16 protein-coding genes are annotated in these 14,467 nt (G+C 70.7%); 5 read left to right on the top strand and 11 right to left on the bottom strand.

The features are described from left to right. The 3 genes from G3I65_RS25300 to G3I65_RS25290 all read left to right on the top strand — a co-directional run. Window positions 1–619, top strand: a 619-nt coding sequence (locus G3I65_RS25300; protein WP_160698312.1) for an NBR1-Ig-like domain-containing protein, incomplete at its 5' end; no start/stop codon positions are given. Between the two features lie 180 nt (window positions 620–799). Beyond that, window positions 800–1,147, top strand: coding sequence for a hypothetical protein (locus G3I65_RS25295; protein ID WP_160698311.1), 348 nt, complete (start codon window positions 800–802; stop codon window positions 1,145–1,147). After that, complete coding sequence (locus G3I65_RS25290; protein WP_160698310.1) at window positions 1,144–1,518, top strand: hypothetical protein; 375 nt, start codon at window positions 1,144–1,146, stop codon at window positions 1,516–1,518. Before G3I65_RS25295 ends, G3I65_RS25290 begins: the two co-directional genes overlap by 4 nt. A gap of 43 nt (window positions 1,519–1,561) precedes the next feature. Here G3I65_RS25290 and G3I65_RS25285 read toward each other — a convergent pair whose 3' ends face one another. The 5 genes from G3I65_RS25285 to G3I65_RS25265 form a co-directional block, all read right to left on the bottom strand. Next, complete coding sequence (locus tag G3I65_RS25285) at window positions 1,562–2,002, bottom strand: hypothetical protein (RefSeq protein WP_160698309.1); 441 nt, start codon at window positions 2,000–2,002, stop codon at window positions 1,562–1,564. A 143-nt stretch (window positions 2,003–2,145) separates the two neighbouring features. After that, entirely contained in the window at window positions 2,146–3,438 is a 1,293-nt protein-coding gene (locus tag G3I65_RS25280) for a S8 family serine peptidase (RefSeq protein WP_239071431.1), read from the bottom strand. A gap of 138 nt (window positions 3,439–3,576) precedes the next feature. Then, the gene (locus G3I65_RS25275) at window positions 3,577–5,109 is read right to left on the bottom strand and encodes an ATP-dependent DNA ligase (RefSeq protein WP_160698308.1); all 1,533 of its coding nucleotides are present in this window, start codon (window positions 5,107–5,109) and stop codon (window positions 3,577–3,579) included. Window positions 5,110–5,149: 40 nt separating this feature from the next. Continuing rightward, window positions 5,150–6,829: a PstS family phosphate ABC transporter substrate-binding protein gene (locus G3I65_RS25270; RefSeq protein ID WP_160698307.1), complete on the bottom strand. Its 1,680-nt coding sequence runs from the start codon at window positions 6,827–6,829 to the stop codon at window positions 5,150–5,152. A 51-nt stretch (window positions 6,830–6,880) separates the two neighbouring features. Next, complete coding sequence (locus G3I65_RS25265) at window positions 6,881–7,744, bottom strand: helix-turn-helix domain-containing protein (protein ID WP_160698306.1); 864 nt, start codon at window positions 7,742–7,744, stop codon at window positions 6,881–6,883. A gap of 100 nt (window positions 7,745–7,844) precedes the next feature. On the opposite strand from G3I65_RS25265, the gene G3I65_RS25260 reads away from it, so the two are divergent. Further along, entirely contained in the window at window positions 7,845–8,870 is a 1,026-nt protein-coding gene (locus G3I65_RS25260) for an aldo/keto reductase (RefSeq protein ID WP_160698305.1), read from the top strand. A gap of 99 nt (window positions 8,871–8,969) precedes the next feature. Here the strand turns inward: G3I65_RS25260 and G3I65_RS25255 are convergent, their stop codons facing one another. Beyond that, window positions 8,970–10,367 carry a class II fumarate hydratase gene (locus G3I65_RS25255; protein ID WP_160698304.1) on the bottom strand — a complete coding sequence of 466 codons (1,398 nt, stop codon included), beginning with the start codon at window positions 10,365–10,367 and terminating at the stop codon, window positions 8,970–8,972. Window positions 10,368–10,708: 341 nt separating this feature from the next. Continuing rightward, window positions 10,709–10,969, bottom strand: coding sequence for a hypothetical protein (locus tag G3I65_RS25250; protein ID WP_160698303.1), 261 nt, complete (start codon window positions 10,967–10,969; stop codon window positions 10,709–10,711). Window positions 10,970–11,046: 77 nt separating this feature from the next. On the opposite strand from G3I65_RS25250, the gene G3I65_RS25245 reads away from it, so the two are divergent. Continuing rightward, window positions 11,047–12,036 carry an NAD(P)/FAD-dependent oxidoreductase gene (locus G3I65_RS25245; protein WP_163046750.1) on the top strand — a complete coding sequence of 330 codons (990 nt, stop codon included), beginning with the start codon at window positions 11,047–11,049 and terminating at the stop codon, window positions 12,034–12,036. A 1-nt stretch (window position 12,037) separates the two neighbouring features. Here the strand turns inward: G3I65_RS25245 and G3I65_RS25240 are convergent, their stop codons facing one another. From G3I65_RS25240 to G3I65_RS25225, 4 genes are all read right to left on the bottom strand, one after another. After that, window positions 12,038–12,787: a trypsin-like serine protease gene (locus tag G3I65_RS25240; RefSeq protein ID WP_163046749.1), complete on the bottom strand. Its 750-nt coding sequence runs from the start codon at window positions 12,785–12,787 to the stop codon at window positions 12,038–12,040. An 8-nt stretch (window positions 12,788–12,795) separates the two neighbouring features. Continuing rightward, window positions 12,796–13,845, bottom strand: coding sequence for a class II fructose-bisphosphatase (glpX, locus tag G3I65_RS25235; RefSeq protein ID WP_166640553.1), 1,050 nt, complete (start codon window positions 13,843–13,845; stop codon window positions 12,796–12,798). 84 nt (window positions 13,846–13,929) lie between these two features. Next, window positions 13,930–14,157 carry an exodeoxyribonuclease VII small subunit gene (locus G3I65_RS25230; protein WP_155541053.1) on the bottom strand — a complete coding sequence of 76 codons (228 nt, stop codon included), beginning with the start codon at window positions 14,155–14,157 and terminating at the stop codon, window positions 13,930–13,932. Then, window positions 14,154–14,467, bottom strand: a 314-nt coding sequence (locus G3I65_RS25225) for a hypothetical protein (RefSeq protein WP_160698302.1), incomplete at its 5' end; no start/stop codon positions are given. The genes G3I65_RS25230 and G3I65_RS25225, both read right to left, overlap by 4 nt.

The raw sequence follows: 14,467 nt of genomic DNA, 5'->3' as shown, positions 1-14,467 counted from the left end.
GCCCAGCTGGGAGACGACGTGGGAGTTCGCGCGCGTGCTCGCGGTCGGCGTGCTCGGGCAGGACGAGACGGCGGCGCGGCTCGAGTGGCGCGGCTGCTGGGAGCGGGCCCGCGAGCCGTCGGGCGTCGTCGAGAAGGTGGCCGAGCCCGGTCCGTCCCGTGGCCGGTGGGCGGCCTACGGGCTCGCCGCGGCTGTCGCGATCGTGCTCGTCGCCGCGTCGGCCCTACTCTTCGGCGGCGCGTTCTCGGCCGAAGAGCCCGCGGCCGCCGGTGACGTGTCCGAGTTCGTCGCCGACGTGACCGTGCCCGACGGCACCCCGGTCCCGGCGGGCAGCCGGTTCGTCAAGACGTGGGAGCTGCGCAACGCCGGATCCGTCGGATGGATCGGGCGGTACCTCGTCCGCTCGGGTTCGTTCGGCAGCCCCGGCGAGTGCCGCACGCCCGCCCGCGTCCCGATCCCCTTCACCGCGCCCGGCGAGCACGTGCGGATCTCCGTCGACGTGCAGGCGCCGCCCGCGGCCGGGCACTGCCAGGTGTACTGGAAGATGGCCGACTCCGAAGGGCACCTGCTGCTGCCGGACGCCCGCGCGGTCTTCTTCTCGGTCCGGATCGTGCCCTGAATTTGGCTTTCCCGCCCCGCTGGCCAAATCGCTGACCTGCGTAAACGATCTTCGTTTGGCTCGCGCGGGGAGATGGCCGGCAGAGGTCTTCCCCGGCGTCGTCACGGGTCCCTAACGTCGTCGGTGTCCGGATCTCCTGGGCGAATCCATTTCATCTTTTCTTGCAGGGGAAGGAAATCCATGCGTCCGTATCTGAGGATCGCGGCCGTCACGGGGGCCGCGCTCGCCGCGGGCCTGCTGCCGGCCGGGCCGGCGTCGGCGTCCGCTCCGGCGACGGGGACCGCGGCGAGTGATCCGATCATCACGTGCGAGTCCGGCTACCACGGCTGGATGCGCCGCGCCGGCAAGGACGCCATCTGCCTGTGGCCGGGGGAGCGCACCTGGGACATCCGCGTCTTCGAGTGCGCGGGCGACCTGACGCTCTACTTCAAGAACGGCAAGCACGCCTACTGCGGCGGCTCGATGAAGTTCGGCATCGACATCGCCGAAACGTCCAACGTGGTCAAGACGAAGGTGGGGAACCGATGATCCGCAAGCTCGTGGTCCCGGTCGTGGCGCTGGCCGCGACGCTGCTGGTGGCGCCCGCCGCGTCCGCCGCGACGAAGGTGTGCGCCGGCGGCCAGCTGATGGGCGGCGCGACGAAGGTCGTCGAGGTGAGCGCCGGGCAGAAGATCGACATCACCGTGCACAACAGCGACTACCGCGGAATGCTCGTCCAGATCATCGAGGACGTCTTCGACAACGGCCTGTGGAGCGGCGCGATCGCCCCGGGCAAGGAACACACGGTGTCGCACGGTGTGCTCGGCGACCCGCCCGTCTACCACAAGATCCGCTTCGAGGTGACGTCCAACCTGTCCAACAACTACACCTACGCGATCCGGTCGGATCGCTGCTACTGAACCCGGGGCGCCCCGGTGTGGTGCACCGGGGCGCCGTCGGTCGTCAGGCGGCGGTGAGGGCGTCCCGGAGGGTGGTGAACGCCTCGTACTCGGCCTTCTGCTCGACGGGCAGCTGGTAGCCGGCGGCGAGGAGTTTCGGGACGGAGGGGAGGATGCTGAGCTTGAAGCTCTGCCCGTCCGTCGTCTTGATGACGAACCGGCCCTGCAGGTCGCGTTTCTTGACCGAAGCGCGGTTCGCGTCCGTGATCGTCAGCGGGGTGCCCGCCGTGATCGTCCCGCTCTTTTCGGCGAGCGGGACGATCACGAGGTCGGTCGAACCCGGCCGGAAACCGATCGCGAAATTGCTGACGGTGGTGGTGCGGAAAACGATGAAGTTCTTCTGCTTGATTTCCGCGCCGTACACCTTGGTGTAGCCGGGACCGTCGGCGACGGCCCCGTCGAAAGCCGCGTGGATCGCCGCTTTCATCTCTTCCTTGCTTGCCACTTGCGCTCCTCCATGACCGCTCGGGGACTGAGCGGGACTTCAGGGAGCAGCATCGTACTGACGACCGCGCCGGCGTTCTGCCGGTAAAATTCCTGACATTTCACGTGTCGAATAAACCGAATGGCGCCGATTCGGGTCAAAGATCAGCGCAGCGCTTTCACCAGTGCCGGGACGAAGACCGACGCGTCGACCGTGCCCCAGCCGCTGGCGATGTCGAAGCCCTTGGCCGCGGTGAAGCCGGTGACGCCGTCCTGGCTGTTGTCGCCTTCGGTGACGTCGACGATGCCCGCCTTCGTGCCCGCCGGGCCCAGCTTCGTGTACAGCGCCGGGTTGATCTGGCCGAGCTTGCCGTGCTTGGCCTGCACCGCGAGCGCGAGGACGCCGGCGAACAGTGGCGCGGACTGCGACGTGCCGTGCACGCCTTCCATGCTGATGTCCGGGAACGAGCGCATCCTGCTGCCGGTGATCTTCTTGACGCCGTCCTGCCAGGACGGGCGCGCGTACGCCTTCGACAGCCCGGCGCCCTCGGCGAACCCGTCGTCGGCGACGTTCACCAGGTCGTCCGGCTTGGTGCGGGCGCCGTTCGCGTCGAGGTGCAGCTGCGTGCCGCCGAGCGTCGTGACGCGCGGGTCGGACGCCGGCCAGCTCGCGACGCGGTACGGGTAGTTGCCCGGACCGGAGAGGTAGCCGCCGGTCGGCCCGTCGTCGCCGGAGGAGGCGACCATCGTGATGCCCGCCTTGCTCGCGCGGTCCAGCGCCGGGTCGAGCGTCTTGATCGAGTCGAACGACGGGAAGTTCTCTTCCGTCGTCCCGAAGCTCATCGAGATCACGTCGACGAGCTTGTGCTCGGTCATGTAATCGACCGCGTGCATCATTTCGGGCAGGCCGGTGAAGCCCTGCGTCTCGGCGACCGGCGTCGCCGCCACGACGATCTTCGCGTTCGGCGCCATGGCGTGCATCATCGTGACGTCGAGGTCGGTCTCGCCGCCCCAGCCCTGGCAGGTGGCGGTGTCGACGCCGGGGTCGGTGCACGCGGGCACCGCGCCGGACGGCTCGATCACCTCGACGTTCGCCGGCGGCAGGCCGTGGTTCTTCGAGTAGGTGTCCAGGACCTGCTTCACCTTGTCGTCGCCGAAGGACACCAGCGTCGCCACGGTGCTGCCCGCGCCGGTGAGGCCGGCGTTCCACAGCTTCGTCGCGTTGTACGCGGTGCTTTCCGGCGGCAGCGACGCCATCGCCGCCTCCAGCTTCGCCACGCGCTTCTCCACGGTGTCCGCGCCGACGAACGACCGCGCGGCCGCCGAGAAGTGGTGCTTCGACGGCTGGTGCCCGGCACCCGGCGCACCCGGCACCGGGGTGGCCCCGGCGGGTGCCGCGAACGCGGTCACGAGCAGCGTCGTGCTCGCGAGCAAGCCGGACACAGCGCGCAGTTTCATCGCTCTTCTCCCCGTGGCTGAAGGAACTCCATCAGCCACTCTGGCCAGAAGAGGGAGAAGGCAACATCGACTTTCGTCTTTCCTTTTACGAGGAAAGCACCGCCGACACGCGAGATGTCGTGATCAAGACCTTCGTAGTCAGCTCCCTTCCGACCGGTCGCCGTGCAGGAGGCCGCGGACGGTGTCGATCGTGTCCGCGTCGGCCGGCTCCTTGTCCGGGCGGTACCGGACGACCCTGGCGAACCGCAACGCGAGGCCGCCCGGGTAGCGCGTCGAAACCTGGGCGCTGTCCAGCTCGATCTCCACCACCACCTCGGGCCGCACGTACACCGTCCAGTCGTCGCGGTGGGTTTCGATTTCCTGGAACCTCGTCGTCTGCCACGCCAGCAGCTCGTCGGTCATGCCCTTGAACGTCTTGCCGACCATGATCGGCGGGCCGCCGTCCGGGTCACGCGCGCCGAGGTGGAGGTTGGACAGCTTGCCGGTGCGCCTGCCGTGCCCCCACTCCGCCGCGAGCACCACCAGGTCGATCGTGTGCACCGGCTTGACCTTCAGCCACGCCCGCCCGCGCCGCCCGGCCGCGTACGGCGACGCGAGGTCCTTGACCATCACCCCTTCGTGCCCGGCTTCCATCGCCGCTTCCAGCACGGCGGCCGCCCCCGCCACACCGACTTCGCCCGGGATCACGTGCGCCCCGGCGACCTTCCGCAGTGCCGCGTTGCGCTCGGACAGCGGCGCGTCCAGCAGGTCGACGCCGTCGAGGTGCAGGCAGTCGAAGAAGTACGGCCGCAGCAGCAGCGCCTTCACCTGCTCCTCGCGCGTGCTGCCGAACCGGCTCATCGTGTCCTGGAACGGCCGCGGCCGCCCCGCGTCGGTCAGGGCGAGCGTTTCCCCGTCCAGCACCACCGATTCGCACGGCAGCGCCCGCACGAGCTCGACCAGCTCCTGAACGCTGCCGGTGATCTCGCGCAACGTCCTCGTCCAGACGTGCACCTCGTCACCCTGCCGGTGCACCTGGATCCGCGCACCGTCCATCTTGTACTCGACGATCGCCTCGGCGTGCTCGGCGACGGCCTCCTCCAGCGATTCCGCCGGCGACGCCAGCATCGGCTTGACCGGCGTGCCGAGCGCGAGCCGGAACTCCGCCAGCGCGGCCTGCCCGCCGGTCATCGCCGCGACCCCGGTGACGCCCAGCTTCCCGGACAGCATGAAGGCGCGCCGCACGTCCTCGGCCGGGACCTCGGCCGCGGCCGCGACGGCGTCCACCATCACGCCTTCCAGCGCACCCTGCCGCAGCTCGCCGGTGACCAGCCGGAACAGGAACTGCTGCTCCTCCTCGGTGAGCCGCACGAACAACGCCCGCAGGACGTCCTGCCGCCGTGTCGACGAGCCGGTGCCCGCCGCTACGCCCGCGGCCTCCGTCAAGGCCGCGTCCACCTCCAGCACCGTGATGGTGGGCTCCGGCGCGGGCGACGCGCCGAGCCCGGCGAGGGTGCGCCAGCCCGCACCCAGCCGGTCCTGCGCCGTCTGCCCGGTCAGGTACGCGATGACCGTGGCCAGCTCGGTGAACTCGGCGGCGCGCAGCACCGCGGCCAGGAGGGCGATCTTCGCCTTCCTGGACCTCGTCGCCGCCAGCTCGGCGGACACCCGGACCAACTCGCTCAGCAACACCCGGACATCATGACCCCAACCACCGACAATTTCCGGTCGGCTAGATGTCTCCCCTGGTGCAGAGGGGGTCGAGCAGGCCGTCCTTGGTCACGCAGGGGGTGTACCCGGCGTCCTGCAGCTCGGCCCGCGCGGTCGGGCTGGCCAGGTAGTCGAGGAACCGCTTCAGCACGCTCTCGCCGTCCGGTACGCCCTTCGTGTACAGGTACTCGACGGTCCAGAACCGGTAGCCGGCGGCGATCGTCGTGACGTCCGGGTAGTGCCCGTCGAGCTGCACGACGCCGACCTGCTGGTCACGGGCGGCTGCGATTTTGGCCGCCGGGACGTCGGCGTACCCGATCGCGCCGGGCACGTTCGCGACCTCGGTGAGCACCTCGGCGGTCGTGCCGCGCTCGCAGCGCGTGGTCGCCGCGGCCGGGTCGCGCTCCGGCTTGCGGCAGGAGTCCGAGGTCAGCCGGTCCTCCGCGCCGCCGAGCACCTTCTGCTCGAACGTCTTGCGCGTGCCCGACTCCTGCCCGCGCCCGACGATCCCGATCGGCACCGACGGCCCCGGGCGCAGCTGGTCCCAGTTCCGCACCCGGCCGCTGAAGATGTCCTTGACCTGCTGGGTCGTCAGCTTGTCGACGCCGGCCGCGCGGTTGACGACCAGGCTGTAGACGACCACCGCGACCGCCTTCGCCTCCAGGTCGGGCCCGGCTTCCCCGGACCGGCCGTCCGACAGCACCGCCAGCCCGTTCCTGCCCGCCGCGTCGACGGGGGCGAGCGCGCGGACGCCGGTGACGCTGCCGGTCGCGCGGGTCGTGATGGCGGCGCCGTCGCACTGGCCGTGGTACTCGGCGGCGATGCTGTCGATGATCGGGACGAACGCGCTCGACCCCTCGACCGACAGCTTCCCGGTGGCGCACTGCGCGGAGACGGCCGGCCGCGACCAGGACACGAGCAGCGTCGCCAGCAGGGCACCGGTGAGCAGCACCCCGACCGCGGTCGTGAGGACCGGCCAGCCGAACCGGCGCTGCTTGCGGTCGTCCTTGATGCGGCCGGCGGCGAGCCGCGCGTGGTGGTCGATCTCCTTGCTGAGCTCGCCGTCGTGCTCATCGGACTCGCGCAGCACGACGACCAGCTTGAACTTTTCCTTGCGCTTCAAGGAAAGCTTCGCGAGCCGCACGCCGTGCCACTCCGGGGCCTCCGGCGGCGGTTCGGCCGCGGCCAGCCCGGCCAGCCGCTTCGGCAGCAGCGCGCGCACCCGAGCCAGCTTCACGGCTTCGACCGGCCGCTGCGGGGTCTCGCGCGTGAAGAACTCGAGGCCGTCGCGGACGTGCTGGCGCAGGCCGTCGTCGGTGGCGTCGGACACCCGCGCGTCCCAGACGATCCGGCTGCCGAAGGTGAACGACAGCGGGATCTCGAAGTCGCCGGGCGCGATGTCGAACCCGCCGGTGTTGTGGATCCGGATGACGACGATGCTCATCCGGTCGAGCAGCCGCCCGACCTGTTCGAGCTGTGGAGCTGCCTGCGCCGAGCCGTTTTCGCCGTCGTGCAGGTCGATCGGGGACAGCCCGATCTTGGAGTTGTAGAGCACCCGGAACGTCAGCCTGCGGCGGCGGATGAAGTAGCGGTCGATGAACGGCGCGGCGATCGCGACCAGCGCGGCGATGCCGAGGACGAGGCTGCCGGAGTCGGAGCTCAGGATCTCGGCGAGGGACTGCATGGTCGCGCCGATACCCACCCTGCTGCTCCTCTGCCCCCGGCTCCCCAGGTAGAGCAGCGTAGGCAGGCCTCAGCCGGCGTGGGGTGACGACGACCGAGTGTTCACCGGTCGTTCATCGGTGGCGATCCAGCTGGCCAGCAGGCCGAGCGCGCGTTCGGTTCCGGACCCGGGTTCGGCGTGGTAGACGACCATGGCCTGGTCGGGGTCCTGGGGCAGCCGCAGCGTCTCGTAGCGCAACCGCAGCTCCCCGACGACGGGGTTCATCAGGACCTTCCAGCCCTGCGCCTTCTCCCGCACGGCGTGTTCGGCCCACAGCTTCCGGAACTGCTCGCTGGCCAGCGAAAGCTCGCCGATCAGCTGGGCGAACCGCGGGTCGCCGGGGTGCCGGCCGCTCTCCGCGCGCAGGTTCGCGACGAGCTCGCGGCAGACCGCGTCGTACTCCGGGTGCAGTTGCCTCGCGCGTTCGTCGGTGAAGACGAGCTTCGGCATGTTGCGCTCTTCGAGGTCGGCGAAGGCGAACGCGACGGCGCCACCGAGCGCGTTCCACGCGAGCACGTCCATGTAGCGGCCGAAGACGAACGCGGGAGCCTGGATGGCGTCGAGCAGCTGCTGCAGTTCGGGCCGGACCCGCTGCGGCGCGTGCTCGTCCCGGCGCCTCGGCGCGGCGAGGTTGCGCAGGTACGCCTCTTCACCGGGGTTGAGCCGCAAGGCACGGGCCAGCGCGTCGAGGATCGCGTCCGAGACGTTCTTCGCGCGGCCCTGCTCCAGCCGCGTGTAGTAGTCGACGCTGATCCCGGCCAGCTGCGCCAGCTCCTCGCGGCGCAGGCCCTTGACCCGCCGCTGCGTGATTCCGGGCGGCAGGCCCAGGTCCGCGGGGTCCAGTGCGGCGCGGCGCGCCTTCAGGAAGGCGCCCAGCTCGGCTGCGTCACTCATGCCTCCAGTATCCCCGGCTCGCGCGGCCCCGCCTGGTACTGGCAGACCCAGGTTGGGCGTGACCTGGTCCGGTGCTTGTTCCGCCAGCAGGGTGGAGCCCATGGAACGACGAATTCTGGGCGGCACGGGGATCTCGGTCAGCGAGTACGCGTTCGGCGCCATGATGCTCGGGCAGTGGGGCAACCCGGACCACGAAGAGGGGGTCCGGATGCTGCACACCGCGCTCGACGCGGGTATCAACTTCTGGGACACCGCGGACATGTACAGCCACGGCGAGAACGAGCGGATCGTCGGCAAGGCGCTCAAGGGCCGCCGCGACGACGTCGTGCTGGCCACCAAGGGTTTCTTCCAGATGGGCGACGACCCCAACCAGGGCGGGCTGTCCCGGCGCTGGCTGACCCGGGCACTGGACGACAGCCTGCGGCGGCTCGACACCGACTACATCGACCTCTACCAGGTGCACCGCCCGGATCCGACGACCGACATCGAGGAAACGCTTTCGGTGCTCACGGACTTCGTGCGGGCGGGGAAGGTGCGCGCGATCGGCTCGTCGGACTTCCCGGCCGAGCAGATCGTGGAAGCCCAGTGGGTAGCGGAAAAGCGCGGCCTGGCGCGGTTCCGGGCCGAGCAGCCGCCGTACTCCATCTTCAACCGCGCGATCGAGGCCGCGGTGCTGCCGACCGCGCAGAAGTACGGCATGGGCGTGCTCACCTGGAGCCCGCTGGCCAGCGGCTGGCTCTCCGGCCGGTACACCAAACCGTCCGATGTGGACCTTTCCGAGGGCCGCAAGACGCTGCAGGTGCACAAGTTCGACCCGGCGCTGCCCGCCAACGCCGTCAAGTTCGAGGCGATCGCGCAGCTGAAGAAGCTGGCCGACGACCTGGGCCGGCCGCTGACCCACCTGGCGACGGCGTTCGTCCGGGCGCACCCGGGCGTGACGTCGGCGATCATCGGCCCGCGCACGCCGGCGCAGCTCGACGACCTGCTGGCGGGCGCGGACCTCGTCCTCGACGCCGAAGTGCTGGACCGGATCGACGAGATCGTCCCGCCGGGCACGGACCTGAACCCGGCCGAAAAGGACTACACCCCGCCGGCGCTGGCGGACAAGCACCTGCGCCGGCGGTAGCGAGTCACGCCCTAATCGCCACTTTCCCTGGGAAAGATGCGTCTCGAGGGCCCGCCGACGCCACTTTCCCTAGGAAAGATGCGTCACCTCACGGGGATTTCACTTGCCGCCGCGGGCCATGCGGAGGACGTCGAGGGCTTCGTCGAGCTGGGCTTCGGTCAGCTTGCCGTCCTTGACGTACCCGCGCTCGATGACGACCTCGCGGATCGTCTTCAGCTCCTTCAGGGCCTGCTTCGCGACCGCGGCGGCTTCTTCGTAGCCGATGTACTTGTTCAGCGGCGTCACGATCGACGGCGAGCCTTCGGCGTACTGGCGGGCGCGGTCGGCGTTGGCCTTCACGCCGTCGAAGACCTTGTCCGCCAGCAGCCGCGAGACGGCCGCGAGCAGGCGCGCCGATTCGAGGACGTTCCGCGCGATCACCGGCAGGTTGACGTTCAGCTGGAAGTTGCCCGCGGCGCCCGCGAACGCGACGGCCGCGTCGTTGCCGATCACCTGCGCGACGACCTGCAGCGTCGCCTCCGGGATCACCGGGTTCACCTTGCCCGGCATGATCGACGAGCCCGGCTGCAGGTCCGGCAGGGCCAGCTCGGCCAGGCCGGTGCGCGGGCCGGAACCCAGCCAGCGCAGGTCGTTCGCGATCTTGTTGAGCGACACGGCGACCGTGCGCAGGTGCCCGGACGTCTCGACGACGCTGTCCTGCGTCGCCTGCGCCTCGAAGTGGTCGCGGGCCTCGGTCAGCGGCAGCCCGGTCACCGTCGCGAGTTCGGCGGCGACGCTCGCGCCGAAGCCGTCCGGCGCGTTGAGGCCGGACCCGACGGCGGTGCCGCCGATCGGCAGCTCGCCCAGCCGCGGCAGGCCCGACTTCAGCCGCTCGACGCCGAAGCGGACCTGCGACGCCCACGCGCCGGCCTCCTGGCCGAGCGTGATGGGCACGGCGTCCATCAGGTGCGTGCGCCCGGACTTGACGACGTCGGCCCACTCGGCGGCGCGGACCTCGATGGCGCCGGCGAGGTACTCGAGCGCCGGGATGACGTCCTTGAGCACGGCTTCGGTCGCGGCGACGTGGATGGTCGTCGGGAAGGTGTCGTTCGAGGACTGCGACGCGTTGACGTGGTCGTTCGGGTGCACGTCCCGGCCGAGGGCCCGGGTGGCGAGGGTGGCGATGACCTCGTTGGCGTTCATGTTCGACGACGTGCCCGAGCCGGTCTGGAAGACGTCGATCGGGAAGTGCGCGTCGTGCGCGCCCTCGGCGACCTCGTCGGCGGCCTTGGCGATGGCCTCCGCGACATCGGCGTCGAGCACGCCCAGCTTCTGGTTCACGCGCGCGGCGGCGGCCTTGAGCAGGCCGAGCGCGCGGATCTGGGCGCGCTCCAGGCCCCGGCCGGAGATGGGGAAGTTCTCGACGGCCCGCTGGGTCTGCGCGCGGTAGAGCGCGTCGGCAGGCACGCGGACCTCGCCCATGGTGTCGTGTTCGATCCGGTATTCCTGATCAGCCATGACACCGATTCTGGACCCGTTCGCGAGTCACCGCGTGGTGGCGTTGCGCACCCTGCGCCGTCCGGGTTCGCGGACCGGCCTGGCGGACAAGCGAACGTGACGTGGAGACGGCTGCGGGCAGCCGGGGCCACGGGACCAGCCCCCGCCCGTCCCTGGGGGGCGTCCCCTTGGCCAGTCTATCGGTGACCACCGGCAACACCCGGTGTTCGCGGCGCCGGGCCGCCGAGTTGTCCACAACCGCGCGAGGCTGTGGATTGAGCACCGAGGCCCATTCCGCGCTGGTGAGCGCTTCGGCGATTACCGCGGCTCGGACCTGCTTCCCCCGCGAGAGCAGGATCTCGTCACCCGGCGCCGAGCAGGACCGCGAGCACCGGCAGCACGAGCACCGCGCCCAGCCGGGCCAGCCAGCGGCCGAACACCAGCAGGAGCACGAAGGACACGGCCACGAAGAACACGAGGCCTTCCGCCTCGGCCGACGGCAGCGCGAGCCACACGGCCAGCGCGAACCAGCCGAGGAGCAGCACGGCCGCCGCGGCCGCGCTCAGCGCCGTCCGCCGCACGCCCCACGGCGGGCGCCGGTCGTCAGGACGGCGGTGTCGCACGTCGTCGAGTGAACTCCGATCCGGCTAGGATCGGCTGTGTTCTCGATCACCGCCATCCACCACTGGCTGGAGCGAGCATGACTGATGTCCCTGGGGACTCCTACGACCTCGTGATCATCGGCGCGGGCCCGACCGGCCTGTTCGCCGCCTACTACGCCGGGTTCCGCGGCCTCTCGATGGCGGTGGTCGACTCGCTGCCCGAACCCGGCGGCCAGGTCACCGCGATGTACCCCGAGAAGATGATCTACGACGTCGGCGGGTTCGCCGAGGTCCGCGGGCGCGACCTGATCGACGGCCTGGTGAAGCAGGCCGCGCCGTGGAAGCCGAAGTACTTGCTGGGGCGCAAGGCCGAAAAGCTCGAAAGCGTCGCGGACGGCGTCGAACTGACCCTCGACGGCGGCGAAACCCTGCGCGCGGGCGCGGTGCTGATCACCGCGGGCATCGGCGAGTTCACCCCGCGCCCGCTGCCCGCCGGCGACGGCTGGCTCGGGCGTGGCATGGTCCACTTCGTCCCGTCGCTGCAGGCGCACGCCGGGCAGCACGTCGTGGTCGTCGGCGGCGGGGACTCGGCGTTCGACTGGATCCTCGCGCTGCACCCGGTCGCCGCGAGCGTGACACTCGTGCACCGCCGCGCCAAGTTCCGCGCCGCCGAGTCCATCGTCCGGCAGGCGCGCGAACTCGGTACCCGGATCATCACCGACGCCGAAGTCACGCGGTTCGTCGAAAACGAGAGTGGCGCGCTCGAAGCCGTCGACGTCTCGATCAAGGGCGCCGGTGACGAGCGGCTGCCGGCCAACGCCGTCGTCGCGGCGCTCGGGTTCACCGCCGACCTCGGGCCGATCGAGAGCTGGGGGCTGGAGATCGACCACCGCGCCATCGCCGTCGACTCGACCATGGCGACCGCGCGCGAACGGGTCTACGCCGCCGGCGACGTCGCCGCGTACCCGGGGAAGGTCAAGCTGATCGCGACCGGGTTCGGCGAGGCGGCGACGGCCGTCAACAACATTGCCGTCGCGCTCGACCCGGACGCCCACCTGTTCCCCGGGCATTCGAGCAACGCCGAGTAGGTCAGGCCTTCGTCTTCTCCGCGATCCACGGTGCGTACGCGACCACGGACGTGTAGATCGACGGCGCCGTCGCGCATTCCGGGTTGTCGTTGCCCGGCCGGCTGGTCACGCCGACGAGCGACCAGTGGTCGCCGTCGCGCACGACCTCAGGGCCGCCGGAGTCGCCGAAGCACGCTCCGGACTTGCCGCCGGGGTTGTCCGTGCACAGCTCGGCCGTGCCGTCGAACACCGACGTGCACTTCGCGCCTTCGACGATATGCGTGTCGAGCTGCTGCAGCGTCTTCGGGATCTGGCCGCAGTTCGGCTTCGGGCACGTCTGGCCCCAGCCGAGGATGCGGGTCGCCGTGCCCGGCGCCGCCGCCGTCGCCAGCCCGATCGGGGCCGCCTGCACCGGCGTCGCCAGCCGCAGCAGCGCGATGTCGCCCGCCGGGCTCTGGGTGTTGAACGCCGGGTTCACGACGATCGCGGCGAGCTTGGCGACTTCGCCACCTTCACCGGAGTCGTTCGTCCCCGCCCGCACCGACATCGCGGACGGGGGCTTGTCGAACGCGCAGTGCGCGGCGGTGACCACCCAGGTGGGGGCGATCAGCGCGCCGGCGCAGAACAGCTTCCCGGTCGAGGAGTGCAGCGACACCGCGAACGGGTACGGCTGATCGGCGTCGCCGCCCCCGACGATGGCGGGGTCGCCCGACGCGGTGGCGGGGACCAGGGCGAACACCAGAACCAGCAGGACCAGCAGTCGCCTGGGCACGGATCTCCTTACGGCAGCGGGGGCACGACGTCGTCGTCGGGCGTGTCCAGGTGGCCGTCGAAGTTGACCGAGGAGTACGCCCGCAGCTTCGTGAGCCGGTGGTAACCGTCGATCATTCTGACGGTCCCGGACTTGGACCGCATCACGATGGACTGCGTCGTCGCCCCGCCCTCGCGGTAGTGGACGCCGCGCAGCAGGTCGCCGTCGGTGACGCCGGTGGCGCAGAAGAAGACGTTGTCGCCGCGCACGAGGTCGTCGTTGAGCAGCACGCGGTCCAGGTCGTGCCCGGCGGCGATGGCCTTCTCGCGCTCGGCGTCGTCCTTCGGCCACAGCCGGCCCTGCAGCTCGCCGCCGAGGCACTTCATCGCGCAGGCCGCGATGATGCCTTCGGGGGTGCCGCCGATTCCGATCAGCATGTCGACGCCGGTGGTCGGGCGGGCCGCGGCGATCGCGCCCGCGACGTCGCCGTCGGAGATGAAGCGGATCCGCGCGCCGGCCTCGCGGACCTCCTTGATGATCTGCTCGTGGCGCGGGCGGTCCAGGATGCACACGGTGACGTCGCCGACGCTGCTGTTCTTCGCCTTGGCGACGCGGCGGATGTTCTCCGCGATCGGCGCGCCGAGCTCGACCTTGCCGGCGGCTTCGGGCCCGACGGCCAGCTTCTCCATGTAGAACACCGCGGACGGGTCGAACATCGCGCCGCGCTCGGCGACCGCGAGGACCGCGAGCGCGTTCGGCATGCCCTTGGCCATCAGCGTGGTGCCGTCGACCGGGTCCACCGCGACGTCGCAGTCCGGGCCGTCGCCGTTGCCGACCTCTTCGCCGTTGAACAGCATCGGGGCTTCGTCCTTCTCGCCCTCGCCGATCACGACGACACCGCGCATCGACACCGTCGACACCAGCTGGCGCATCGCGTCGACGGCCGCGCCGTCCCCGCCGATCTTGTCGCCGCGGCCGACCCAGCGACCGGCGGCCATGGCGGCGGCTTCGGTCACCCGGACCAGCTCCATCGCGAGGTTGCGGTCGGGTGCTTCACGACGACGCGGCTCGGTGGACATCAGGCCTCCCGGATCGTGGAACTGGCGGGTCAACAGTCTGTCAGATACCCGCTGTATTTCCCGAGGCCGAAGGCATGGCAAACGTCACTGACCGTCGCCGGTTTCGTCCTCCACGGACGCCAGAGCAGCCTCGATGCGCTCGCGCGCGCCTTCGAGATGGCGCTCACAGACCTTCGCGAGCTTCTCGCCCTTCTCCCACAACGCGAGCGACTGCTCGAGGGACAGGCCACCGGCCTCGAGCTCGCGGACGACCTCGACGAGGCGGTCGCGGGCCTGCTCGTAGCCGAGTTCCTCGCTGGCTGCTTCACTCACGCTCGGTGCTCTCCGACCTTCCGGGCTTCCACGCTGTTCGCGCACACTACCGCGCTGGCCATGGCGTGGTCGTACCCGACGAAGGCGAGGGCGAACTCCTGACCGTCACCGTCCGCGATCGCCTCTTCGAGGTTCTCCTGCGCGCCGGCCACGCGCTTGCGGTGCCCGGCGCCCTCGGCGAACCACCAGCGCGAACCGACCTGCATCGACGTCGCTTCGGACAGCCGGCGCAGCTGCGGGCCCAGGTCGCGGCGGCCGGCGCTGTGGCAGCCGGCGAGCAGCGCCGTCCAGCACTCGGCGGCGGCCCGGT

The organism is Amycolatopsis sp. SID8362 (assembly GCF_010550475.1).
In the GTDB taxonomy this organism is placed as follows: Bacteria; Actinomycetota; Actinomycetes; order Mycobacteriales; family Pseudonocardiaceae; genus Amycolatopsis; species Amycolatopsis eburnea.
The sequence above is the reverse complement of the archived record's forward strand: the minus strand, read 5'-3'. Positions and strand labels throughout refer to the sequence as shown.